Source organism: Actinoplanes sp. KI2 (assembly GCF_025630775.1).
In the GTDB taxonomy this organism is placed as follows: domain Bacteria; phylum Actinomycetota; class Actinomycetes; order Mycobacteriales; family Micromonosporaceae; genus Actinoplanes.
Genome location: NZ_JAOSZE010000009.1, coordinates 76,538 through 98,346 on the forward strand (window position 1 = coordinate 76,538; position 21,809 = coordinate 98,346).

Annotated in this window: 23 protein-coding genes; 7 read left to right on the forward strand and 16 right to left on the reverse strand. The window is 70.6% G+C overall.

Annotated features, from left to right (window positions below; genetic code table 11):
* Positions 1-137: 137 nt before the first annotated feature.
* Complete coding sequence (locus tag ODJ79_RS11345) at positions 138-893, forward strand: hypothetical protein (protein WP_263023334.1); 756 nt, start codon at positions 138-140, stop codon at positions 891-893.
* Between the two features lie 102 nt (positions 894-995).
* Here ODJ79_RS11345 and ODJ79_RS11350 read toward each other — a convergent pair whose 3' ends face one another.
* From ODJ79_RS11350 to ODJ79_RS11375, 6 genes are all read right to left on the reverse strand, one after another.
* Entirely contained in the window at positions 996-2,204 is a 1,209-nt protein-coding gene (locus tag ODJ79_RS11350; protein WP_263023335.1) for an ABC transporter permease, read from the reverse strand.
* Positions 2,201-2,854, reverse strand: a complete 654-nt coding sequence (locus ODJ79_RS11355) for an ABC transporter ATP-binding protein (protein WP_317620656.1) — start codon at positions 2,852-2,854, stop codon at positions 2,201-2,203. The genes ODJ79_RS11350 and ODJ79_RS11355 overlap by 4 nt, the downstream gene beginning before the upstream one ends.
* A gap of 16 nt (positions 2,855-2,870) precedes the next feature.
* Positions 2,871-4,106 (reverse strand): peptidoglycan-binding domain-containing protein, encoded by a 1,236-nt coding sequence (locus ODJ79_RS11360; RefSeq protein ID WP_263023337.1) that lies wholly within the window; start codon positions 4,104-4,106, stop codon positions 2,871-2,873.
* Positions 4,103-5,044, reverse strand: coding sequence for a hypothetical protein (locus ODJ79_RS11365; protein ID WP_263023338.1), 942 nt, complete (start codon positions 5,042-5,044; stop codon positions 4,103-4,105). The genes ODJ79_RS11360 and ODJ79_RS11365 overlap by 4 nt, the downstream gene beginning before the upstream one ends.
* Before the next feature lie 71 nt (positions 5,045-5,115).
* A complete protein-coding gene (locus ODJ79_RS11370; RefSeq protein WP_263023339.1) occupies positions 5,116-5,517 on the reverse strand; it encodes a hypothetical protein in 402 nt (133 codons plus the stop codon).
* 326 nt (positions 5,518-5,843) lie between these two features.
* On the reverse strand, positions 5,844-6,107 hold the full coding sequence (locus tag ODJ79_RS11375; protein WP_263023340.1) for a hypothetical protein: 264 nt from the start codon (positions 6,105-6,107) through the stop codon (positions 5,844-5,846).
* Here ODJ79_RS11375 and ODJ79_RS11380 point away from each other — a divergent pair.
* The gene (locus ODJ79_RS11380; protein ID WP_263023341.1) at positions 6,106-6,252 is read left to right on the forward strand and encodes a hypothetical protein; all 147 of its coding nucleotides are present in this window, start codon (positions 6,106-6,108) and stop codon (positions 6,250-6,252) included. The two genes, ODJ79_RS11375 and ODJ79_RS11380, sit on opposite strands and share 2 nt — an antisense overlap.
* A 511-nt stretch (positions 6,253-6,763) precedes the next feature.
* On the opposite strand, the gene ODJ79_RS11385 is transcribed toward ODJ79_RS11380, so the two are convergent.
* The 4 genes from ODJ79_RS11385 to ODJ79_RS11400 form a co-directional block, all read right to left on the reverse strand.
* A complete protein-coding gene (locus tag ODJ79_RS11385; protein WP_263023342.1) occupies positions 6,764-7,426 on the reverse strand; it encodes a hypothetical protein in 663 nt (220 codons plus the stop codon).
* A gap of 23 nt (positions 7,427-7,449) precedes the next feature.
* Positions 7,450-7,749 (reverse strand): hypothetical protein, encoded by a 300-nt coding sequence (locus tag ODJ79_RS11390; protein ID WP_263023343.1) that lies wholly within the window; start codon positions 7,747-7,749, stop codon positions 7,450-7,452.
* 2 nt (positions 7,750-7,751) lie between these two features.
* Positions 7,752-10,208, reverse strand: a complete 2,457-nt coding sequence (locus ODJ79_RS11395) for a glycoside hydrolase domain-containing protein (protein ID WP_263023344.1) — start codon at positions 10,206-10,208, stop codon at positions 7,752-7,754.
* 1,070 nt (positions 10,209-11,278) lie between these two features.
* Entirely contained in the window at positions 11,279-11,542 is a 264-nt protein-coding gene (locus ODJ79_RS11400; protein ID WP_263023345.1) for a helix-turn-helix domain-containing protein, read from the reverse strand.
* 105 nt (positions 11,543-11,647) lie between these two features.
* On the opposite strand from ODJ79_RS11400, the gene ODJ79_RS11405 reads away from it, so the two are divergent.
* The gene (locus tag ODJ79_RS11405) at positions 11,648-12,208 is read left to right on the forward strand and encodes a DUF1266 domain-containing protein (protein WP_263023346.1); all 561 of its coding nucleotides are present in this window, start codon (positions 11,648-11,650) and stop codon (positions 12,206-12,208) included.
* Here ODJ79_RS11405 and ODJ79_RS11410 read toward each other — a convergent pair.
* The 6 genes from ODJ79_RS11410 to ODJ79_RS11435 all read right to left on the reverse strand — a co-directional run bounded on the left by ODJ79_RS11410 (position 12,190) and on the right by ODJ79_RS11435 (position 18,140).
* The gene (locus ODJ79_RS11410) at positions 12,190-13,227 is read right to left on the reverse strand and encodes an ABC transporter substrate-binding protein (RefSeq protein WP_263023347.1); all 1,038 of its coding nucleotides are present in this window, start codon (positions 13,225-13,227) and stop codon (positions 12,190-12,192) included. The two genes, ODJ79_RS11405 and ODJ79_RS11410, sit on opposite strands and share 19 nt — an antisense overlap.
* Before the next feature lie 9 nt (positions 13,228-13,236).
* The gene (locus ODJ79_RS11415) at positions 13,237-14,301 is read right to left on the reverse strand and encodes an ABC transporter permease (protein WP_263023348.1); all 1,065 of its coding nucleotides are present in this window, start codon (positions 14,299-14,301) and stop codon (positions 13,237-13,239) included.
* On the reverse strand, positions 14,298-15,077 hold the full coding sequence (locus tag ODJ79_RS11420; protein WP_263023349.1) for an ATP-binding cassette domain-containing protein: 780 nt from the start codon (positions 15,075-15,077) through the stop codon (positions 14,298-14,300). Before ODJ79_RS11420 ends, ODJ79_RS11415 begins: the two co-directional genes overlap by 4 nt.
* A 68-nt stretch (positions 15,078-15,145) precedes the next feature.
* Positions 15,146-15,880 (reverse strand): SDR family oxidoreductase, encoded by a 735-nt coding sequence (locus tag ODJ79_RS11425; RefSeq protein WP_263023350.1) that lies wholly within the window; start codon positions 15,878-15,880, stop codon positions 15,146-15,148.
* Between the two features lie 107 nt (positions 15,881-15,987).
* Entirely contained in the window at positions 15,988-16,647 is a 660-nt protein-coding gene (locus tag ODJ79_RS11430) for a response regulator (RefSeq protein WP_263023351.1), read from the reverse strand.
* A complete protein-coding gene (locus ODJ79_RS11435; protein WP_263023352.1) occupies positions 16,644-18,140 on the reverse strand; it encodes a sensor histidine kinase in 1,497 nt (498 codons plus the stop codon). Before ODJ79_RS11435 ends, ODJ79_RS11430 begins: the two co-directional genes overlap by 4 nt.
* A 128-nt stretch (positions 18,141-18,268) precedes the next feature.
* Here ODJ79_RS11435 and ODJ79_RS11440 point away from each other — a divergent pair, with 128 nt between their 5' ends.
* From ODJ79_RS11440 to ODJ79_RS11455, 4 genes are read left to right on the forward strand one after another with little or no spacing between them, the layout of a single operon-like run.
* Entirely contained in the window at positions 18,269-18,838 is a 570-nt protein-coding gene (locus tag ODJ79_RS11440) for a hypothetical protein (protein WP_263023353.1), read from the forward strand.
* The gene (locus tag ODJ79_RS11445) at positions 18,835-19,920 is read left to right on the forward strand and encodes a peptidoglycan-binding protein (protein WP_263023354.1); all 1,086 of its coding nucleotides are present in this window, start codon (positions 18,835-18,837) and stop codon (positions 19,918-19,920) included. The genes ODJ79_RS11440 and ODJ79_RS11445 overlap by 4 nt, the downstream gene beginning before the upstream one ends.
* Positions 19,917-20,603 carry an ABC transporter ATP-binding protein gene (locus ODJ79_RS11450; RefSeq protein ID WP_263023355.1) on the forward strand — a complete coding sequence of 229 codons (687 nt, stop codon included), beginning with the start codon at positions 19,917-19,919 and terminating at the stop codon, positions 20,601-20,603. The genes ODJ79_RS11445 and ODJ79_RS11450 overlap by 4 nt, the downstream gene beginning before the upstream one ends.
* Entirely contained in the window at positions 20,600-21,784 is a 1,185-nt protein-coding gene (locus ODJ79_RS11455; protein ID WP_263023356.1) for an ABC transporter permease, read from the forward strand. Before ODJ79_RS11450 ends, ODJ79_RS11455 begins: the two co-directional genes overlap by 4 nt.
* Positions 21,785-21,809 lie beyond the last annotated feature (25 nt).

Sequence of the window (21,809 nt, forward strand, 5' to 3'; positions counted from 1 at the left end):
CGGCCGGGACCCCGGCGCCGTCCTGGGTCGCGTCGTCGCCGTCGGTGACCGCCTCGGTGCCCGAGCCGGTGTATCCGTCAGCGACGCCGTCGCACTCTGCTACGGCGCCATCGCGTTCCGCTACGCCGGCTCGGTCGGTGGCCGGCACGAGCATCGCGTCGCGGATGGCGGCGGCGCGGGCGCTGATCGGCGCGAAACCGGGCACGATCGGGCTGGTGGTGCGGGACCGGGTGACCGGCACGGTCTGGCGGGCCGGCAACACCACTCAACTCAACTGGACCGCGTCGACGATCAAGCTGGCCCTCTCGTCGGCGATCCTCGAGCGCGCGCACGCCGGCCAGGTCACCCTCACGGCCGCCGACCGGCAGAACATGCGGCGGTCGCTGGTCGACTCGGACAACGACGCCACCACCGCGCTGTGGACCAAGTTCGACGGCGCCGGCATGCTGACCCGCTTCCGCGCCACCTACGGGATGTCCACGCTCGGCGTCGTCCCCGGCTACACCGTCTTCTGGCGCAACCTGCACTGCTCGACGCAGGATCTGGCGAACCTGATGTCGTACGTCCTGGACCGGATGGACGCCACCGACCGCGCCTACCTGGTCACCACCCTGCGCGGGGTGGCGTCCTTCCAGCACTGGGGTGTCTGGGGCGCCGGATCGTCGATGCATCCCGGCAACAAGGACGGCTGGGCACAGAAGCCGGACAACGGCGTGACCCACTGGGTGACGCACAGCGTCGGCTTCGCCGGCGACCACGAACGGTACGTCGTCGCGGTGACCTATCGGCTGACCGCCTCCGGCACCCTGGCTCAGGGCGCGCACACCGTCAGCGATCTGGTCGCCACCGTGTTCGGCGCCAGGACACCGGCCGCCATCTCCTTCCCCGGCTGAGAGCCTTCCCCGGCTGGGGGCCAGCCTGGGCCGCCCTCTTACCCGTGAGCCTTGGCCGGCGCCGGCCAGGTAGCCCGGCTGTCCGGCCGTCGTGGTCGGCTGTCATCGCTGGAGGGCCTGAACCGGAGGGATCCGGGCGGCCCTGGTGGCCGGGATCAAGCCGGCGAGCAGGCCGGCAATCGTACTGATCGCGCAGGCACCCACGGCTGAGGAGATGCTGAGGACCGGGGTCCACCCCTTTGCCAGGGAGACCACGCAGGTGGCCAGGATGCCGAGGAGCACGCCGGCCGCTCCGCCGAACCCGCCGAGCGCGGCTGTCTCCAGGACCAGTTGCAGGAAGATGTGTCGCCGCCGTCCGCCGACAGCTCGGCGAAGCCCGATCTCCGGCGTTCGCGCGGCGATGCCGGCCGTGGCGGCGTTGCCGATCGAGATGGTTCCGATCAGGAGAGCGGCAACGCTGATGATCACGGTGGAGTCGGTGACGCTGGACTCGACGTCGGTGCGGAGGGTCCGCGGGTCGGGCGGGGCGATGGCGCGCAGCTCGGTGGGGGCCTCCGGTCGTAGCGCGAGGGGGGCCTGGGAACCGATGAGCTGGGCCGCCCCGGGTGCCGTCTCGATCAGAACGTCGCGCTTGGCGGTGGTGTCCGCGTGGTTCGCGGCCACCGAGTAGGGCATCACCATGGCGGCCATCGCCTCGGGGCGACGGGCGACATCGCGATAGATGCCCATCACGGTGTAGGGCCGGCCGTCCACGAAGATCGCAACGTCGGTGCGGCTGATGTTGAGCTTCTTCGCGATCGGTTCGGACAGCAGGACGACGGGGACGGCGTTGCGTTCCTGGAAGTCGTCGTAGACACGCCCGAGCGTCAAGGTCGGTGCCATGACCCGTACGGCCGCGGGATCGGCGCCGATGACGGCCACCGAGGTGTCGGACGGATCGAGAGTGATCGTGCGGCGTATCGGCTGTTCGCCGAGGGTCACCCGGCGGCCCGCGGCGACCACCCCGTTGAGGCGGCTGAGCCGGGCCAGGGCGGTCGTGTCGAGCCAGGTGTCCGGTGTCCGGTCGTTGTCCGGCTCGACCCGGACTTCGGTGGCCCTGCGTACGTCGAACGCCGAGGACACCTGGTGATTCAACGTGGTGCCCAGCCCGAGGCTGGCCACGAACGCCGCCGCCCCCAGCACGGTGCCGATGACGGTCGCCAGCGACCGGCCCGGATTCCGCACCACCGACAACGATGCCTCGACGATCAGGTCGCTCCACTTGAGCCGGGGGATCCGCAGCTGAAGGTGACCCGTCCGGTTGCGCTTCACGCCTCGCTCACCACACCGTCGGTCACTCGCAGCCGTCGTCCGGCCTCTTCCGCCACCACCGGGTCGTGGGTGACCACCACCAGGGTGAGGCCGTCGGCGTTGAGCTCGCGCAGCAGGGTCATGACGGCCGCGGTGTTCTCGCTGTCGAGGTTTCCGGTCGGTTCGTCGCAGAAGAGCACCTGGGGCTGCGCCGTGACGGCGCGGGCGATGGCCACCCGCTGCCGTTCCCCGCCCGATAGTTGGCGCGGGTCGGCGAGCATCCGGTGGCCGAGTCCCATGCGTTCCAGTGCCTCGGTGGCCAGCTTCCGGCGCTTGCGCCGGCTGTGCGGGCCGTACAGGGAACCGATCTCCACGTTCTCCAGGGCGGTACGCCCGGGCAGCAGATGGAAGGCCTGGAAGACGAATCCGAAGACCTGGCCACGGATGGCGCTGCGGATGGCCTGCCCGCAACCGACCGTCTCGGCTCCGCCGACCTCGTACGAGCCGGTGGACGGAACATCGAGCAGGCCGAATAGGTTGAGCAGGGTCGACTTGCCGGACCCGGACGGTCCGGTGATCGAGACGTAGTCGCCGACGGCGATGTGCAATGCGGTGCTGCGCAACGCGTACACCGGCCGGCCGTCGTCGTAGGTGCGTGTCACATCCCGCATCCGCAACATCGAGACCTCACCCGCTCGCCTGGTCGCCGACCACGACCTGCGTCCCCTCGGTGAGGGGCGTGCCGACGGATTCGGAGATCTCGACCCAGCCACCGGCGATCTGCCCGGTGGTGACCGTGACGTCGGCCCGGGTGCCGGTGGCGGACAGGACGGTGACGAACGTGGACCCGTCCGCGCGGGAGTAGATGGCGGTCACCGGCACGGCCAGCACCACGCCGTTGCCGGAGCCGGTTGCCACGTCCAGTCGCAGGGATCGGTCCACCCCACCGCCGATCGCCTTGCCGATGAACCGGACCCGCACCTGGAAGCCGTTCTGACCGTCCGCGCCGGTGACCGGTTCCTTGCCGACGGCGCTGATGGCCGCCGTGGCCTTCTCGCCGGTGAGATCGTCGACGACCGTGGCGTTCTGCCCGGTGTGCAGCAGCGCCGCCTGGTCGCGGTCCGCGATGGCGACCACATCCGGCGCCTCGCCGTCGAGTTCCAGCAGGGCGGCCGCGGACTCGGTCAGCACCTGTCCCACGTGGACGTGTACGGCGGTGATGGCCCGGCCGGCGCGGTCGGCCGTGAGGACCGCGGCCTGCGGGATCCAGCCGGCTACGGCCGGCACGGTGCCCTGCGACCGGTTCTTGGCGTCGGCCGGGGGGTTCGCGGTCGCCGGCGTACTCGCGCCTGCGGCGTCCGGTCCGCCCGGTCCACCCGGGTAGCCGCGATCCCGGTAGAACTGGGCGACCTGTTGCTGGGTGGCGCCGTCGAACGCGGAGGTGACGCTCAGCCGATAGCCCAGCCGGCGCAGGGCACGCTGGATCTCGGCCACGTCCGGGCCGGTCATCCCCGCGGTGACGTCCCGGTACAGGGGGAAGGCGAGGTCGAGCACGAACATGGGCTCGCCGGCGCGCTCCAGGACCACGCGGCCCTCGGTCAGGCGGTCGCCTTTCTTGACCGAGACCCGGGTGACCACGCTGTTCGGCCCGAGAGCGGCGGCCGGTGGGAGCACCTTGACGCTGCGGCCGGGCTGCAACAGGCCGCGCAGGACCACCGGCTCGCTCAGTTGCCGGCGGGTCGCCTTCGCGGTCACCGCGGACGGCGCCGGCGGGGCGGCCTCGGCGGCTGCCTGGGCGGGTGACCGCAGGCGCGGACCGAGCAGCGCTCCGGCCCCGACCACCAGCAGCACCAGCACGAAGGACGCACCGATGACCGCGAGGAAACGCCGCCGGATCCGGACCGGGCTGCCGGCGACGGTCATGACTGACCGATCAGCGCCGCGGCCTGCTTGGCGACCTGTTCGACCTGCGGGTTGAGCTCGGACAGGGCCGTCTCGTTCTTCTTCACGAGCTCGCCTTCCACCTGCATGACGGTAGCCATCTGCTCCTTGTCGATACCGGTGTCGCGCCGGCACCGGTACCAGGCGAGCGCGAAATCGGCCTCCCGAGGGGCCGGGGTGTAGCTGCGGGCGGGCACGGCCGGGCCGACCTCCACCGTGCCGGGCACGTGTTTCGGAACCCAGGAGGCCGCGGGATCCGGCGTGTCCGAACCGAGCGGCACACCGAACAGGCCCGGGTCCGGGTAGCGGTAGAAATCGGCCTTCTTGGTCGTCTGGTAGCCCTTGCCCGCGAGGCAGGAGAGCAACTGGTCCCAGCGGGCCTGGCCCATCCGCTGGTTGACGGTCAGCAGGAACGGCATGCCCAGAGCGTTGCCGAGGTCGAAGTAGCTGTAGTACACCTCCTTGGCGTTCGGCGACAGCTTCTTCCAGGCGTCTTCGGCGCATTGATCGGAGACCCGGTCGTAGGTGGGATCCGAGCTGACGACCGCCGGCGGAGTTGCCGGCTCGTCCTGCCCGAACCCGCGCCGTTTCGCATCGTCCTCGGACGCCGGGCCGAACGTCGCCTCGGTGACGATCAGCTGCGGAAAGGGATTCCTCGGCCCGGACGCCATGACGCGCAGGTTCTGCGGATAGCCCTTGTCGGCCAGGCACTGGTTGAGCACCTTGAGCTGCGCGTAGTCCACCACGCCGATGGCGTCGCCGAGGAAGATCGAGAACGGCTGCTCGATCTTCTTGTCGCCGACCGCCGAGGAGGACGCCTGGGCGGCATTGTCCGCGCAGCCGGCGAGAGGTAGCAGGGCGAGAGCCGCGACGGCGACCGCCCGCAACTTCTTCGTCTTCACGTCGTGCCGCCTTCGCATTTCTTTCCTCCTCGGTGGTCCACCCGCGTGGGTGACGGCACGATCGGTGCGCCACCCACGCGGAACGGATGTCAGGCGCAGCGCTTGTGGGACTGGTTCCAGTTGGAGATGGACTGCTTGCCGCCGCGGGCGATGGTGGCGTAGCCGTTGCGGTAGCTGGTGGAGACGTACAGCGTCACCGAGCACGAAGTGTCCCGGTTCCAGAACCCGTGGGCGTTGTCGGCGAGAAGCAGCGAGGTGTTCCCGTTCGGGACGTTCCCGAACACGTCGTCGTTGTGGTTCGAATCGCTGTACCAGAAATGCCGCTGGAACGTGCTGGTGGAGAAGCCGTCCCAGGAAAACTGGAAGCAAATCTCACCGCTGTTGCAGGCCGTCTTGCCGTCGCCGTGGTCTTCAGCCTGTGCCGCCGTCGGGACGGCCACCACTACGGCCGCGCCGACCAGTGCCGCGGCCAGCTTTCGCTTGATACCCATACGGGTGTTCCTCCAGCCATAAAAGGGTTCGCGTGCGCGCACGAGCGCGACGCGAAGATTGCGGAATTTGGCGAGGCATGCGCAGGGTTCACGGGGCGCATCGCGCCCGAGCGGAGCGATTAATAGCCGATCAGAGCACCGAAGTACGCCCTGCCGGCTGCAATTCGAACTCCATCAGCACATGCCGAACTTCACTGGCCTGACGGCCCGTGGCCCGGTCGCCTGCCGGGCCAGTTGAGTTTGACCGCGAGAGGTGAGCCGATCAAGTTTTGCGAGTTGCCCGATGGCGAATGTCACAAGCATCTTCGCAGGTCACGGCCCTGGAATCACCGGTCTCGCCGGTTGTCCGGATCCGGCCCGAGGCCAAAGATCTTGAAGAAAACCGTGAGCAGCACAAGCCCGGTGGCACATCCGGTCGTCAATACGGTGCTGACTATTGCGGTGATGAGCGCCATGGAATAGCCGCAATCCCAGGTGTCGTGCTGCGGGAATTTCGCCAGAACGGACAGCGGGTTCGAAATTTCCTTGTACGGCTCTGTTTCCGGATACGTTCGGTGCCCCGAGGGCGGCAGCACCGGCTGGCTGACCATGTATTCGCTGATCCGCGCACTGCAGCGCAGCTGGTTACCTGGCATCGGTCAAGCCGCAGCCGGATGGCGAACCATCCGCGCAGCCGACAGCGAGCAGGCGGGGCCGCCGCGAGTGATCCTCGCGGTCGACGGCAAGCGGATCTGATGCCGACGGCAACGCCCCGCACCTGCTGGCCGCCGCCACTCACGAGCTGGGTACGCGGCCCGACGTCTTGCCCTGGGAAGACACCCCGATCACGCACCGGATGACCGATCGAGGCCATGGTCGGCTCGAAACACGCACCCTTCAAGTCATGCCGGCCCCGCCCGACCTGCCGTTCCCCACGTCGAGCAGGTGTTCCTCGTCGAACGCGCCGTCACCACGATGACCGGCACCCCCGTGTCGAACGTCGCAATCCTCGGCGTGACCAGCATGAACACCGCCTGCGGGCCCCGCGACCATCGCACCTGCCGTCCGCGGCATTGGAAAATCGAGGTCCTTCACTGGCTCAGGGGCACCGTCTGCCGCGAAGACGACTCCACCGTCCACACCGGATCCGGCCCCAGAATCATGGCCGCCCTACGAAACCTGTCAGTTTGCAGAGAACCAGCTGTCCCGGTTACACCAAACCCGGGGAAGATCACATCTGCCGGGAATCTGTTCGACCGCGCCTCGCCTATCTGCGGTGCTGACGGGTTTCCAGCGTCTTCGCGCGGTTCCGGCGCGTGGGGGTCCAGACGTCGGGCGGGGTTCCGGGGGCGCCCAGCTGCGCGGCGGCCGCGGCCAGACGGCGGTCGCCGGGCGGGACATCGATCTGGAAGTGGCCCTCCTTCGGTGCGACCGGGTCGTCGCCGCCCCAGCGGACCACGCCGTTGCAATCGGCCAGGATGTCACGGATCACGAGTACCTGGCTGGCGAAGAAGTTGCCGGTCGAGCCGACCGGATAGGCCGCCGGCCGCACGGCGAACGCAGTACCGGAGAGGTAGTTCGACTCCAAGGGTGCGGCGACGGCAGCGTGGGAACCGTGACCGGACACGTCGCCGCCGACCAGCGTCTCCACCTCGTAGTGGAAGCGTCGCAGGACGTGGGTGAGCAGCGTGGTCACCGCCCCGGGAACCAGCGACAACCGGGCGTCGCTGCCCTCGACGCCGACCGCGGTCACGGCGGCCCCGGCCACCACTGGCCAGCCGTTCTGAGTGTGGGAGCCACGCCAGCGAAACGGGGCGGCTGGTGCGGTGCGGGCGGCGAGTGCGGGCGAGCCCACGGCCACGGCCGCGATTGAGGCACCGGCGGCGGCGCTGGTCAGGACAAGGACGTTGCGGCGGGAGAGGCCGGTCATCGGGGGTTTTCTCCTCGGGGGGATTAGGGGCGGTTGGCGGCACGCATTGCGAGCACCACCAGCACTAGCGTGGCGGCCAGACTGACGAAGACGAGCGGGTTGACCCACACCGGCACCAGCTCACGGCTGGTGCCGTCGGTGAGCTGACATTGATGAGTCAGCGGGATGAGGTGCCAGGAGAGGGCTTTCACCTGTCCACCGCAGTACTCGTCGGCGGGCCGGAATGACATCAGCTTTCCACGCTCGAGGCCGACGACCCAGGTAATCACGGCCAACAGGAAAGAGCCGAGGGCACCGAGCAGAAGCGTGCGTACGGAAGACATGGTCAGATTTTGCCTGCCGACCGTAGGGCCGCTCCGCGCTGCATCTCGACCGCCATCTTGGCCTGCAGCATGTCGGCGAAGCCCTGGCAGAAGTCGTCCATACTGCTGTCGGGCAGCAGCTCGGGCGGCACTACCACACCGGAGTAGTTCGCGAGCAGACCAGTCCGGAACGCTACGACGTTAGCCAATGCATCGGAGGTCAGCATGTCCTTCGCAGCCGCCTTGGCGTTCGAGATGGTGCCGAACCGCTCGTCCACGAACGTGCGGAACCGGGTGAGGTAGCCACCACCGAGGTAGTAGGAGCGCGCCGCGCTGCCGATGTTCGCCCCGCCCCGAACCAGTTTGTTGATGTTGTAAGCGTCGACGTCCTCGATGAGGTCGCGCAGCTTGAACGTGCCAGCACCGTCGACCTGCGCGAGGCGCGCCGCGCAGTACGCGCTGCCGGAGGCGTAGCTGTCGGAAGCATTGCGCCAGTCACCGTAGAAGGTGATCCAGTCGCCGCCCCAGCCGCCGATGTCGCTGCCGTTCGCGGTGGTCTCCTGCGACTCGGACAAGACATAGTAGCCGTTGCAGGCGGCGCCGAAGTGCGCCACGTGCAGGTCGATGCCGTAGAAAGGGTCGGCGAGGTCGTTGATCCGATTCACGCCGGCGTTGTCCACGAAATCGACGAAGTCGTGGTCGATCGGCCCCATGAGAGTAGTGAACGGCGGGCTGTCGTAGGCGTTGGCCCGCAGGTATTCCATGACAAGCTGGTTCGCAAGATTGTACGGGTCGCTGTTGTTGTACTGCAGCGCCAGGGCGTAAAGGCGCTCGATGTATGCGACGTATTTGTCGAGTGGCGAGCTCGACTGGTTCACCGAGCCGACCGCCTTGTCGCCGCTTGACCGGTGGATATCCTTGTCGATCTGGATCGCTCCGGAGCCACTGCCGACCGTGAGCGTCTGCACCTGGTTGAACGCCCAATTCTCGGGCAGTGGGAAGCCCATGTTGCCGGAGAAGCCGTACGACATGCCGGAGACGAACGACCAGCGGGCGGACGTCTGGCGAGTCACCTCGGCGCAGACGTTGCGGGAGGCGTACACGCCGTGGAGGTACTTCTTGCCCTTGCTGGCAAGACCGGAGACCACACCCCGGAAGTACGGAATGACGTTGGAATTGATCTGGTCCTGGGTGGCGTCGTAGTCGACGGCGAAATAGATGACCGTCCCGGTGGCGAACCCATAGCCGACCGCTGCATCGTGCGCGTCCTGCGCGTCCTTGAAGCCCTGGTCCCAGGAGAAGTACGCGACCTCGCCGCCGTAGTACTGCGACAGCGGAAATACCCGCAGTCCGTTGGCGAAGATGGTGTCGAGCTCGCCGGGCTGGATCCGCTTGTTCAGCGGCTTGCTCGACGGGCGTTCGTCGAGGTAGCGGCCCACATAGCGGTAGCCGGCCGCGTAGAGCGCCTTGGCGCGCGCGTCGGTGACCGTGGTGATGCCATCGCACGCATTCGCCGGTCGGTCAGGGTTGCCGGTCGAGACCAGCGCCTGGCACCAGGTGTCGAAGTCGGCGTTGCCGTTCACCGAGAGCTCGGAGAATTGCTGGAACTTGCGGACCGCCGCGGCGAGGTCGGCGTTGTAACTGTCAGTGAAACCGGAGTACACCGACGTGTCCGAGCCGGCGTCCATTCGTACGCGATTGAAGGTGATCGCGGCACTGAAGATCTTCACCCAGACGCCGGTGCTGCCGGTCGAGAGCGGATGCGCCTTCAGCCCGGCCTGGGTGGCCGGACCGAAGTTGCCGGTCGCCTGGTCGTCGGTCATCCCCAGCTCGAACTGGATGGCCAGGTACAACGCCCGCTGTACGTCGCGGGAGAAAATCCCGTCGCAGGGGATGTAGTAGAAGTCGCGCCGGCCGCCGTATGCCGCGTTCAGGGTCCGCTGAATCAGGTTGATGTCCGCGGTGCCGCCGGACACCACCACGTACGCGTCCATCGTCAGCAGAGCCTTGAACAGCTTCGGCGTGACCAACGGCGCGGAGACCGGGGTGATGCCGATGTTGCGCTGCATGGCGTAGAGCGCGTCGTAGAGCTGCTGGCTGACCGTGCCGTCGAAGTCGCCGCCCGCGTAGCCCTTGCACCAGCATGCAGCCTTGACGATGTTGATCAGGTTCTTGTTGGTGGTTCCTTGGCTCACCCCGCCGCCGGGCAGGGCACCTACCCGGGCCAGGGTCGTCGGGCCGAAGCTGTCGGACAGCGCGGTGATCCCGAGCTCGTGCTGCAGAGCCCGGGTCAGCGCGTACATGGTCTTCCAACCGGTGACGCCGTCCTCGGGGGCGGCGACATAGCCGCTCACACCGGCGTAGGTGGCGTTGACCCATTGCTGGGACTTGAGGACCCAGACATCCATTGGCGTTACTCCCCGTGATCGACCCGGCATGAGGCCGCCGGCGGATAGGGAGGCTACCTCAAGATCATCCATGGGGGAGCCCTACGTTCGGTGACAGCGATCACTTGCCGGGGCGACCCTGGGCAGGCGTATGACCGGCGCCCGAGTGATGCGCCTCGCGCATTTGCCGGCCCTCGCCCGGGCCGTGGACGCCCCGCCCCGTGTCGGGCCTGATGATTTTCCGGACCTACGACCCGATAACGGACAATCCCGCGATCAGAGCAGTCCTACACGATCCAACTGGACCTGCCGAGGGCGTACTACTCGTAGGCCGCATCTTCGTTTCCTGGTCTTAGGCGATTCCCGCGGACGTGCCACGCGCCGAGAGGCGGCTCAGCCGCTGGCTTCTTCTGAGATCTTCCGCGAACGGGACGGTGCCATCCGTTCAGACGACGAGCTATAAATCTACCGGTTGATCCTTACCCCGGCGCTCACAGAGCGTCCGGGTCAGCACTGGCCAACTGTCGCCACAAGCGGACGGGCCGAATCCGACGACGGTTCGAATGCTTCACCTGACATCTTGGCTACGGCTAGCAGGTCGTCGGGGTTCCAAGAGGCCTGGCCGGATTCGACGGTGATGTAGTCGGTGATGCAGGCGAGGACCTTGTGGAGCTGGCTGGCCCGGACGCGACGACCACGCCGACGCGGCCGGACGTGGTTGCCGCCTTGTGCCAGCCGGGCGGGAGGCTCAGCGAGCCGTCCCACAGCGGGCAGTCGTCGCCGTCGGCAACCGCCACCCGGTCGCCGGGGCCGAGCCGCACGGCCAACCCGTCGACCGGCGGCCTCGGCACGCCCCGGTCGGTGAACAGTGTGAAGCCACAGCCGAGCAGTTCGGCCGTAATCCGGTTGATGGTATCCCCGCCGTTGGTGAGTCGCGGCGCGAGCAGGCGCGGGCCGACCCCCGGAGCCGGGGGGCGGCGTGACCCCCGGCCCTACAGCCGGGCCGGGGTTGGGGTCGCCGGACGGCGATCGCCGCGGTGTGCCGGCCGGCGTCCAGGTCGAGACGGGCCCGCTGTTCGAGGGCGACGAGGTGCCTGCTCGGTGAGGTGGTGCCGGGCGACGCCGATGGCCTCGCCGGACAGGCCGCCGAGCGGTTCGCCGTGCTACAGCGCCAGGGCGGCGGCCGGGTCCGTGGTCAGGTGCTGCTCGAAGGCCGTGACGTCCATTTGGGACGGCGCGATCCGCAGCAGGTCACCGGCGTCGGTGAAGACGAGGTCGCCGCCCAGACTCAGCGCCTGGCGCCGCCGGCTCACGTACGTCTGCACGAGGTGTGTCACGCTGGGCGGGGGCTCGGCGCCCCACGCGGCCGCGACGATCCGGTCGACCGGCACCGGGCGGCCCGGGTCCAGCAGCAGCACGGCCGGCACGGTCTGCTGCTTGACGCCGCCGCGCGGGATCTCGGTGGGCGCCGCGCCAGGCGCGCCACGGGCCGAGCAGCTCGAAGCGCGGCCGCGGAGCCCTGCCGCCGCTCGGTGCTCGGCGAGGAGGACGTCTCCACCGCGATCGGCCGCTGCGTCAACGACCTGCTCGGACCGGCCGCCGAAACGGTCGGCGGGCACCTGACTCGGGCCGAGGAGCTGATCCGCCACCGGCGTCGCGGCGGCCCCGAACTGTGGCATCACGCGATCGACGAGTGGGCGGCTCGCGCGGCCCTCCCCGAGGAGGCCGTCGCGAGCCTGCACCACACCGCCGGCCAGATCGCCCGCGACGAGGACCGGTTGCGCCGAGCCGGCCTCCTCGGCGCGGACGAGGTCGTGCCCAGCGTGCTGGCCGTCCACTGGGGACCGGGCGTCCACCTGGCCCGCGGCGCGGTCCGGGTCGGCTGGCTCGAGCGCACCCGCGGCCTGAACTACCTGCGGCGGGCCGGCGAACTGGCCCGGCTCTGGTATCCGACGCCGCGCACCCTGCTGGCCGCCCAGGTGCTGTCGGCGTACCTCACCGGCGACACCGAGACGATCCGGTGGGCGGAACGAGTCGCGCCGGCCCTGCTGACCGACCCGCGCAGCCCCCTGTTTCAGCAGCTGGACTTGTAGGCGGCCGAGCTGCCCTCGCCGCTCAGGTTGTCCTTGGTGATGGTGGTGAAGCCGGTCTGGATCTTCGGGGTGACCTGGCCGCCGTCGAGCGCCGCGACGGCCTCGTCCACACCGTACTGGCCGATGGTGGCCGGCTGCTGGGCGATCAGCGCCTGGACGGTGCCCTCCTGCAGGGCCTTGATCTGGTTGGGGCCGGCGTCGAAGCCGACGATCTTGACGGTGTTGGCCTTGCCGGCCTGCCGGACGCCGGTGGCGGTGCCCTCGGCGGCGAACAGGTTGGCGGCGAAGACGCCCTTGAGGTCGGGGTCCCTCTGCAGGGCCGAGCTGATCAGGTTGGCTGCCGTGGCCGGGTCGTTGTGTGAGTACTGCACCGGCAGGTACTGGAACTTCGGGTCGGCCTTGGCCGCCTGCTCGAAGCCCTGGATCCGCTGGTCGACGGTGGAGACGCCGGGGTCGGTGGACATCACCATGACCTTGCCGCCGTCCGGGTTGAGCTTCTTGATGGCCTCGAAGGCGGCCCGGCCGCCGCCGAGGTTGTCGGAGGCGATGGCGCTGGCCGCGTAGGACGGGTCCTTGGTGGTGGTGTCGACCAGGATGACCTTGATGCCGGCGGCCGCCGCGGCCTGCAACGGGGTCTGCATGGCGGTGACATCGGTCGGGGCGATCAGGATGGCGTCCGGCTTGGCCGCCACCACCGAGTCGAGGATCGGCTTCTGCAGGGTGGGGTCGAACTTCTGCGGGCCCTGGGTCTTGACGGTGACGCCGAGCTTGGCGGCCTCGGCCTGGATCCCGCACTGCATGGTGATGTAGAACTCGTCGCCCTGGACACCCTGGATGAACTGCAGGTTGTAGTCCTTCTTCGCCTTGCCGGGCACCACGGCGGCGGAGGCGGCGGCCGCGCTCGGGTTGCCGGCGGCCGTGTTCTCGGCGCTGCCGGTCGGCTTCGAGCTGGTGCAGGCGGCGAGGGCGGCGATCAGGGCGGTGCTGCCGGCGTACGCAAGGAAGGTGTTCTTTCGCATGGGGAGTCCTTACTTCTTGGCCGTGAAGAGGGAGAGGAGTGCGCGACGGGATCCGCCGCGCTGGGCCGCCGCGCGCCGCGACTGGTCGACGTAGACCGCGGCCACCAGGACGGAGCCGACGGCGACGCCCTGCCAGAAGGCCTCGACGCCGATGATCACGAAGCCGGCCTGCAGGACGGCGGGGATGAACAGGCCGATGACGGTGCCGAAGATGGAGCCCTCGCCACCGAAGATCGAGGTGCCGCCGATGACCACGGCGGCGATGACGTTGAGGTTGGTCAGCGACTGCCCGGCGATGGTGGTGGTGCCGAACTGGGCCAGCGCGAGGACCGCGCCGAGCCCGGCGCAGGCACCGGAGAGCGCGTAGACCAGGATCAGGTGCCGGTCGACGTCGATGCCCACCCGGCGGGCGGCCAGCTCGTTGGAGCCGATCGCGTACGTGTACCGGCCGAACCTGGTCTTGTGCAGCACGATGCCGCCGGCGACGAGCGCGACGAGCGCGACGAACGGCAGCGCCGGAATCCCCAGGATCTTGATGTACGTGTTGAAGTCGGTCAACGCCTCGGGGACCGAGCGGATGTCGATGCCACCGGTGATGACCTGGGCCAGCCCGAGGGCGACCGACAGCGCGCCGAGCGTGACGATCAGCGGCGGGATCTTGGCCTTGGCGATGAGGAAGCCGTTGAGCGTGCCCCAGGCGATGCCGGAGATCAGCGCGCCGGCGATGCCGATGGCCGCGGTGGACCAGCCGTCCCCACCGGCCGCCTCCATGATCTTCGCGGCGACGACCGAGGAGAAGACCAGGACCGAGCCGATCGACAGGTCGATGCCGGCGGTGATGATGACGAAGGTCATCCCGACGCCGAGCACGGCCCAGACCGCGATGTTCTGTGAGATCAGCGAGAAGTTGCTGGTGGACAGGAACTTGGTGCCGGCCGCCGCGGAGAAGGCGGCGACGATGACGAGCAGCACGCCGAGGATCCACACCGACTGCATGCCGGCGATGCGCCCGAGGAAGGACCGCCGGGCCGGTACGTCGAGCACGGCCGGTTCGCCGGGGGTGACCACGCTCATGACGCGGGGTCCCTGCGGTCGATCGTCTGCGGGTCGAGCGCGCCGGTCATCGCGCCGACCAGCTGCTCGACGGTCGTGCCCGCGGCCGGCATGGTGGCGACCCGGGTGCCCAGGCGCAGGACCTGGATGCGGTCGGCGACCTCCAGCACGTGCGGCATCGAGTGCGAGATGAACACCACGGCGATGCCCTTGTCGCGTACGCGTTTGATGGTGTCCAGGACGTTCTTGGTCTGCACCACGCCGAGCGCCGCGGTCGGCTCGTCCAGGAACACGATCTTGTCGGCCCAGCTGATCGCCCGGACGATCGCGATCTGCTGCTGCTGGCCGCCGGACATCGAGCCGACCGGCGAGGCGAAGGCGGTGACGGTGCCGCCGAGCTCGGCGAAGCCGGCCTCGGCCCGGGCCCGCATCCGCTTCTCGTCCATGAAACCGAGGACGCCGAGCAGCCCCCTGCGGGGGATCTCCCGGCCGAGGAACATGTTCTGCACCGGGTTGAGGTGCGGGGCCAGGGCGAGATCCTGGTAGACGACCTCCATGCCCATCGCGGATGCCTGGTGCGGGGTGGTGATGGCGACCCGTTGGCCCTGGAACCACAGCTCACCCGCGTCCAGTGCGAGGTTGCCGGTCAGCGCCTTGACCATGGTGGACTTGCCGGCGCCGTTGTCACCGATCAGGGCGACCACCTCACCGGCGTCGACGTCGAAGGACGCGTCGTTCAGTGCGCGGACGTGGCCGAAGCTGCGTGAGAGGCCGCGCGCCTCGAGGAGGGGTGCCATGAACGGACACTAAATGACAACGATGTCCTACGTCATCAATAATGATCGATATGTTTCACCCGGCCCGATCACCGGATGGTGTATCCGCCGTCGATCGGCAGGCAGACGCCGCTGATCATCGCGGCGGCATCGCTGAGCAGGAAGACGATCGGCCCGGCGACCTCCTCCTCGGTCGCGTAGCGGCCCAGCGGCATCTGGTCGAGGAACGGCTGCCGGATCTCCTCCCGGCCCCAGTAGGACGCCGACATCGGCGTCATCACCACGGTGGGATTGACGCTGTTGACCCGGATGCCGTGCGGCCCGAGCTCCAGCGCCGACACCCGGGTGATGCTGTCCAGGGCCGCCTTCGACGCCGCGTACGAGAGGTGCCCGGCGAGCCCGACCAGCGCGGCCTGGCTCGACACGTTGACGATCGCGCCGCCCCGTCCCCCGGCGATCATGCGACGCGACGCGTACTTGGTGACCAGCAGCGCGCCGCGGGTGTTGACGTCGATGGCCCGGTCGAACACGGCGAGATCGGCGTCGCTCGGCGGGGCGATCTCGCCGCCGAAGCCGGCGCAGTTGACCACGCCCCACAGGGGGATCTCGTGCAGCGCATCGCGCACCGCGGACTCGCTGGTGAGGTCGAACGCCAGCGGGCGGGCGCCGGTCTCCGCGACGATCGGCGCGAGCCGCTCCGGGCTCGACCCCGACGCGATCACGTCGGCGCCGCAGCCGGTCAGCAGCCGGACCACCGCGCCGCCGATACCGCCGGAGGCACCGGTGACCAGGACGGTGCGGTGGGCGAAATCCGTTGTCCACATGACGGCCTCCGTCAGGATGGGCTTCAGCGGCCCGAGCCGGCCAGGCCGCACTAAAAGGATGGGCTTCAGCGGCCCGGTGCGGCCAGGCGGCACTACAAGGGTGGGCTTCAGCGGCCCGAGCCGGCCAGGCCGCACTCATAGCCCAGGATCACAGCCTGGACGCGGTCGCGCAGGTCCAGTTTCGTGAGGATCCGGCCGAGGTGGGTCTTCACCGTGCTCTCGGCCAGCGACAGCGCGACCGCGATCTCCGCGTTTGACAGGCCCCGGGTGATCAGCGCCAGCACCTCGCGTTCCCGGCCGGTCAGCCCCGCCAGCCGCTCGTCGGCGGCCGGCGGCTCGGGGACGCGGCCCAGGTAGTGGGCGAACAGCCGGCGGGTCACGCTGGGCGCGGCGACCGCCTCGCCGGCCACCACCACCCGGACGGCGGAGACCAGGTCGGCGGCGAGCGCGTCCTTGAGCAGGAAGCCGCTGGCCCCGGCGCGCAGGCCGGCCAGCACGTACTCGTCGAGGTCGAAGGTGGTCAGGATGATCACCTTCGCGGGGTGCGGGCCGGAGCGGATCCGGCGGGTCGCCTCGATGCCGTCCAGGCCCGGCATCCGTACGTCCATCAGCACCACGTCGGGCCGGGTGCGGGCCACGACGTCGAGGGCCTGGGCCCCGTCGGCCGCCTCGCCGATCACCTCGATGTCGCTGGTCTCGTCGAGCACCAGCCGGAATCCGGTCCGTACGAGGGTCTGGTCGTCGACCAGCACCACCCGTATCGTCACGGCGTCACCAGGACGGCCGCACCGGACTCGGGCGGGACAGCCGCGCCGGCCGCGGGCAGGACAGCCCCGCCGGCCGCAGGCAGGACAGCCCCGCCGGTCGCGGGCAGGACAGCCGACGGCCGGGGACCGGACAGCGGCAGCGTCGCGGAGAGCCGGAACCCAGCCCCGTCGGCGCCAGGGCCGGTCTCCAGGTCACCGCCGAGCATGGCGACCCGTTCGGCGATGCCGCGGAGACCGTTGCCGCCGAGACCGGTGACGGGTTGACCGTCGCCGCCGAGACCGGTGACGGGTTGGCCGTCGAGGCGCCCGCCCGCGCCGCCGGGCATGCCCACGCCGTCGTCGGAGACTTCCAGGCGTACGGCATCGGGCTGGAAGTCGAGCGCGACGCGCGTGACGGCGCCCGGCCCGGCATGCTTGAGCGCGTTGGTCAGGCCCTCCTGCACGATCCGGTAGGCCGACAGGTCGACCGAGGGAGGCACCGCGTCGGGCACGCCCGCGATCTCCAGCTCGATCGTCATCCCGGCCGAGCGCAACTGGTCGACCAGGAACGGCACGTCCCCGATCCCCGGCAGTGGGCTGAGCCGGGCCTCGCCCGCCGGGTCGGTCCGCCCGGCGGCCAGCAGCCGGCGCATCTCGGCCAGCGACGACCGGCCGGTCTCGATCACGTGCTGCAGCGCGTCGGCGGCCCGGTCGGGGTGGCGGTCCAGCGCGGCCGCGGCGCCCTGGGCCTGCACGACCATCACCGACATGCCGTGCGCGACCACGTCGTGCAGCTCGCGGGTGATCCGGGTGCGCTCGGCGGCGACCGCGAGGGCGGCCCGCTGCCGCTCCTCCCGGGCCAGGTCGGCGGTGCGCTGCTCGACGGCGGCCAGATGCGCACGGCGGCTGCGGACGCCGTCGCCGAGCGCGAAGGCGGCGACCGACAGCAGCCACATCTCCAGCGCCGACTGGCCGGCCTCGATCAGGACGTCGCCGGTGATCACCGGCTCTGACGTGATCTTTTCGTCGATCGGGCCGCCGCGCCCCTCGATCTGCGCCTGCTTGGCGGCCATCGCGGCACGCTGATCGTCCTCGATGCCGACCCGGCCGGCGAGCATCGCGAAGTACGTCGCGACCAGGGTCAGCAGCAGCAGGCCGACGGCCCGGCGCCGGCTCCGCGCGCTCGCCGCCACGCTGTAGAGCACCAGCGGCAGCGCGAAGTCGAGCAGCTGGTATTTCGTCTGCAGGGCCAGGTGCCCGCACGTCCCGGCCACGGTGAGGGCCAGCGCGAGCACCGGCCGATAGCGCCGGATCGTCAGGCCGGCCAGGACGAGCCCGGCGAACAGCCACCAGCCGCCGTCGGCCAGAGGGCCGGCATTGTTCAGATCGACCGGCTCACCCGGTTTTCGCACGGTCAGCGCCGCCGTCACCAGGCCGGGCCCGAGCGTCAGGATCAGCAGGGCCGAGGCCAGGGCGGCGTCGGTCAGCAGTGGGCGCCGCGTGAACCAGGACATGCGCCCATGGTAGGAAGCCCGGCGCGGGCCGTCGTCCGACTCAGGTACTACATCGCCGGTACCGGCCGCCCCCGAAGTCCCGACCGTGGTGGGACGAGCGGCGCCTCGGCGGTGGCGACGGTGTGAGCATGACGAAAAAGACGGTCGTAGTGCTCCTGACTCTGCTGGTCGTGGCCGGCTGCGACGGCGGTGGGAAGGCGAGCGCCGGCCCGACGGCGTCCGCCTCCGCGAGCCGGCAGCACCTGCTCGCCCTCGGCCAGCAGTGGGTCCAGTGCCTGCGCAGCCACGGCCTGACCCGGATGCCGGACGCCCAGCTCAGCCAGGACGGCTACCTCGAGTTCCCGCCGCAGGCCGGCTACAACTGGAAGGAAGACCTGCGCACGCACAAGTCGATCATCGATGCGTGCCAGTCGATCGAGGACAGCTACCCGCCGAACGCGTTCCGCCCCAAGGACCAGGTCAGCGCCGATGACCTGCGCAAACTCGCCGCGTACGCGAAATGCGCCCGGGCGCACGGCATCCCCGACTTCCCCGACCCGGACGCCACCGGCGCGTTCGACGTCACCGGCACGTCGCTGGCCAACGGCCTCCCGGCGCACCTGAAGGACCAGGTCGACCAGGCGTGCCAGAGCATCTGGAGCGGCAAGATCCAGATGACCGGCGGCAGCGGTGGCAAGAACGGCGGGGGCAAGAAGTGAGCCGCCGCACCACGGTGCTGCTGGCGATCGCGGCGGCCGTGCCGCTGGCCGCCGGGGTCGGCTACGCCACGAGCAACCGGCCCCAGGCCGCCGACCGGCCGTCCGCCGGGATCCCCACCGGCACCGCCCGGGTCACCCGCGGCACGCTCACCGAGATCGCCCAGCTCAGCGGCGTCCTGCAGTACACGGGCGAGTACCAGGTCGGCTACCAGGGCGAGCCCGGCGTGCTCACGGCGGCGCCGGTGGCCGGCACGGTCGTCGGCCGCGGCGGCATCCTCTACCGCGTCTCCGATGTGCCGGTCCGCCTGCTGCTGGGCGCGGTGCCGGTCTACCGCGATTTCGGGTACGGGATGACCGACGGCCCCGACGTGCGCCAGCTCGAACGCAACCTGGTCGCCCTGGGTCTGGACCCGCACCACCGGATCACCGTGGACCGGCACTTCAGCGCCGCCACCGCCGCGGCCATCCGCCGCTGGGAGGCGTCCTGGGGGCGACCGGCCGGCCTGCGCACCGGCCGCCTCACCCGGGCGCAGATGGTCTTCCTGCCCACTCCGCTGCGGGTCACCGCCGCCCAGGCCCGCATCGGCGGCACGGTGGCGCCGGGCGCGCAGGTGCTCACCGGCACCTCGACCGACCGCGCGGTGGTGGCCCGGATGGACACCTCGCAGGACGTCAGCCTGCGCGTCGGCGACCGGGTCCAGGTCGCGCTGCCGGACGCCGATCCGATACCGGGCCGGGTCACCGCGATCAGTGCGGTGGCGACGACCGCCCAGAATGACGGCGACCAGCCGGCCGACCCGAACGCGGCGACCGTCCCGGTCACCATCTCGCTCCGGGTGCCCCGCGACTTCACCCTCGCCCAGGCGCCGGTGACGGTGGACGTCACCACCGGCAGCCGCTCGAACGTGCTGCTCGCCCCGATCGCCGCGCTGCTCGCCCGGCCCGGCGGCGGCTACCAGGTGCGGCTGGCGGGCGGCGGCCCGGTCCCGGTCGAGCCGGGCCACTTCGACGACAGCACCGGCCAGGTGGAGATCGTCAGCGGCCTGTCCGAGGGCCAGTCCGTGGAGGTGCCGGCCACATGACCGCCGTCCTGGAGTTGATCGACGTACACAAGGTCTATCCCGGCACCCCGCCGGTGGAGTCCCTGCGCGGCGTCACCCTCGCGGTGAGCCAGGGCGAGCTGGTCGCCGTGGTCGGCCCGTCCGGCTCCGGCAAGACCACGCTGCTCAACCTGGCCGCCGGCCTGGACCGGCCGTCCGCCGGCTCGGTGCGGATCACCGGCCACCCGGTCGAGCGGCTGCGCGACCGGCAGCTGTCCGGCGTCCGCGCGCACCGGCTCGGCGTGGTCTTCCAGCAGTTCATGCTGCTCGACCGGCTCACCGCCGCGGAGAACGTGGCGACCGGCCTGCTCTATCGCGGCGTGCCGGGCCCCGAACGCCGCCGGGCCGCCCTGGCCGCCCTGGACCGGGTCGGCCTGCCGCACCGGGCCGGCTTCCCCGCCGCGCACCTGTCCGGCGGCGAGCGGCAGCGGGTCGCGATCGCCCGGGCCCTGGTCGGCCGGCCCGCGGTGGTGCTGGCCGACGAGCCCACCGGCAACCTGGACTCGGTCACCGGGCAGGGCGTGGTCGCGCTGCTGCACGAGCTCAACGCGGACGGCGTCACGATCGTCGTGATCACGCACGACGAGCGGATCGCCGGTGCCATGCGCCGCCGGGTCGAGATCCAGGACGGCGTCATCGTCGGGGACACCGGAGGCGACCGATGAGATCACGACTTCGCCTGGCCGACCTGCTCCCGGTCAGCACCGTGGGGCTGCGGTCGAGGCCGGGCCGCGCGACGCTGTCCGTGCTCGGGGTGGCGATCGGCATCGCGGCCATGGTGGCGGTGCTCGGCGTGACCCGGTCCAGCCAGGCCGACGTCATCGCCCAGATCGACCGGGTGGGCACCAACCTGCTGACCGTGGCCAACGGCAAGACGCTGCGGGGCGCGGAGGCCGAGTTGCCGGAGACGGCCGGGCCGGCGGTCGCGCGTACGCAAGGAGTGGTTTCCGCCGCCGCGACGGCGACGCTGCCCACCCGGGTCTACCGCAGCGACCGGATTCCCAGCGGCCGCACCGGCGGCCTGTCCGTGCGGGTGACCGACCCGGAACTGCTCGCCACCCTCGATGCCACGCTGGTGCACGGCCGGTTCCTGGACGCGGCGCTGGCCCGCTATCCCGCGGTGGTGCTCGGTCACTACGCCGCCACGGTCCTGGGCATCGGCGACGTCGCCGACCGCCCCCGGGTCTACCTCGGCGACCGCTGGTACACCGTGGTCGGGGTGATGGCCCCGGTCGACCTCGCGCCCGAGCTGGACACCGCCGCCTTCATCGGCGCCCCGATCGCCGCCCAGGACTTCGGCTACCAGGGCAACCCCACCCGGATTTTCGTACGTGCGCAGACCGACCGCACCACCGAGGTGGCCGCGATGCTGGCCCGCGCGGCCGACCCGGAGCATCCGGAGGAGGTCGCGGTGAGCCGCCCGTCCGAGGCGCTCACCGCCCGGCTGGCCGTCACCGGCGGCACCACCGTGCTGCTGCTCGGCCTGGGCGGCGTGGCCCTGCTGGTCGGCGGCATCGGCATCGCCAACGTGCTGGTGATCTCGGTGCTCGAGCGGCGCGGCGAGATCGGCCTGCGCCGCGCGCTGGGCGCCACCCGCGGTCACGTCGGCGCCCAGTTCCTGGTCGAGTCGCTGCTGCTGGGCGCGGCCGGCGGCGTGGCCGGCGTGCTGCTGGGCACCGCGGTCACCTACGCGATGGCCGCCGCGCACGGCTGGCAGACCTTGGTTCCCGCGTACGCGCTGGGTGCGGGCCTGCTCGCGGCCGCGCTGATCGGCGGGTGTGCGGGGTTGTACCCGGCACTGCGCGCGGCCCGCCTCTCCCCCACGGAGGCCCTACGAACGCTGTGACCAGGGGTCGCCGCTCAGGTTGACC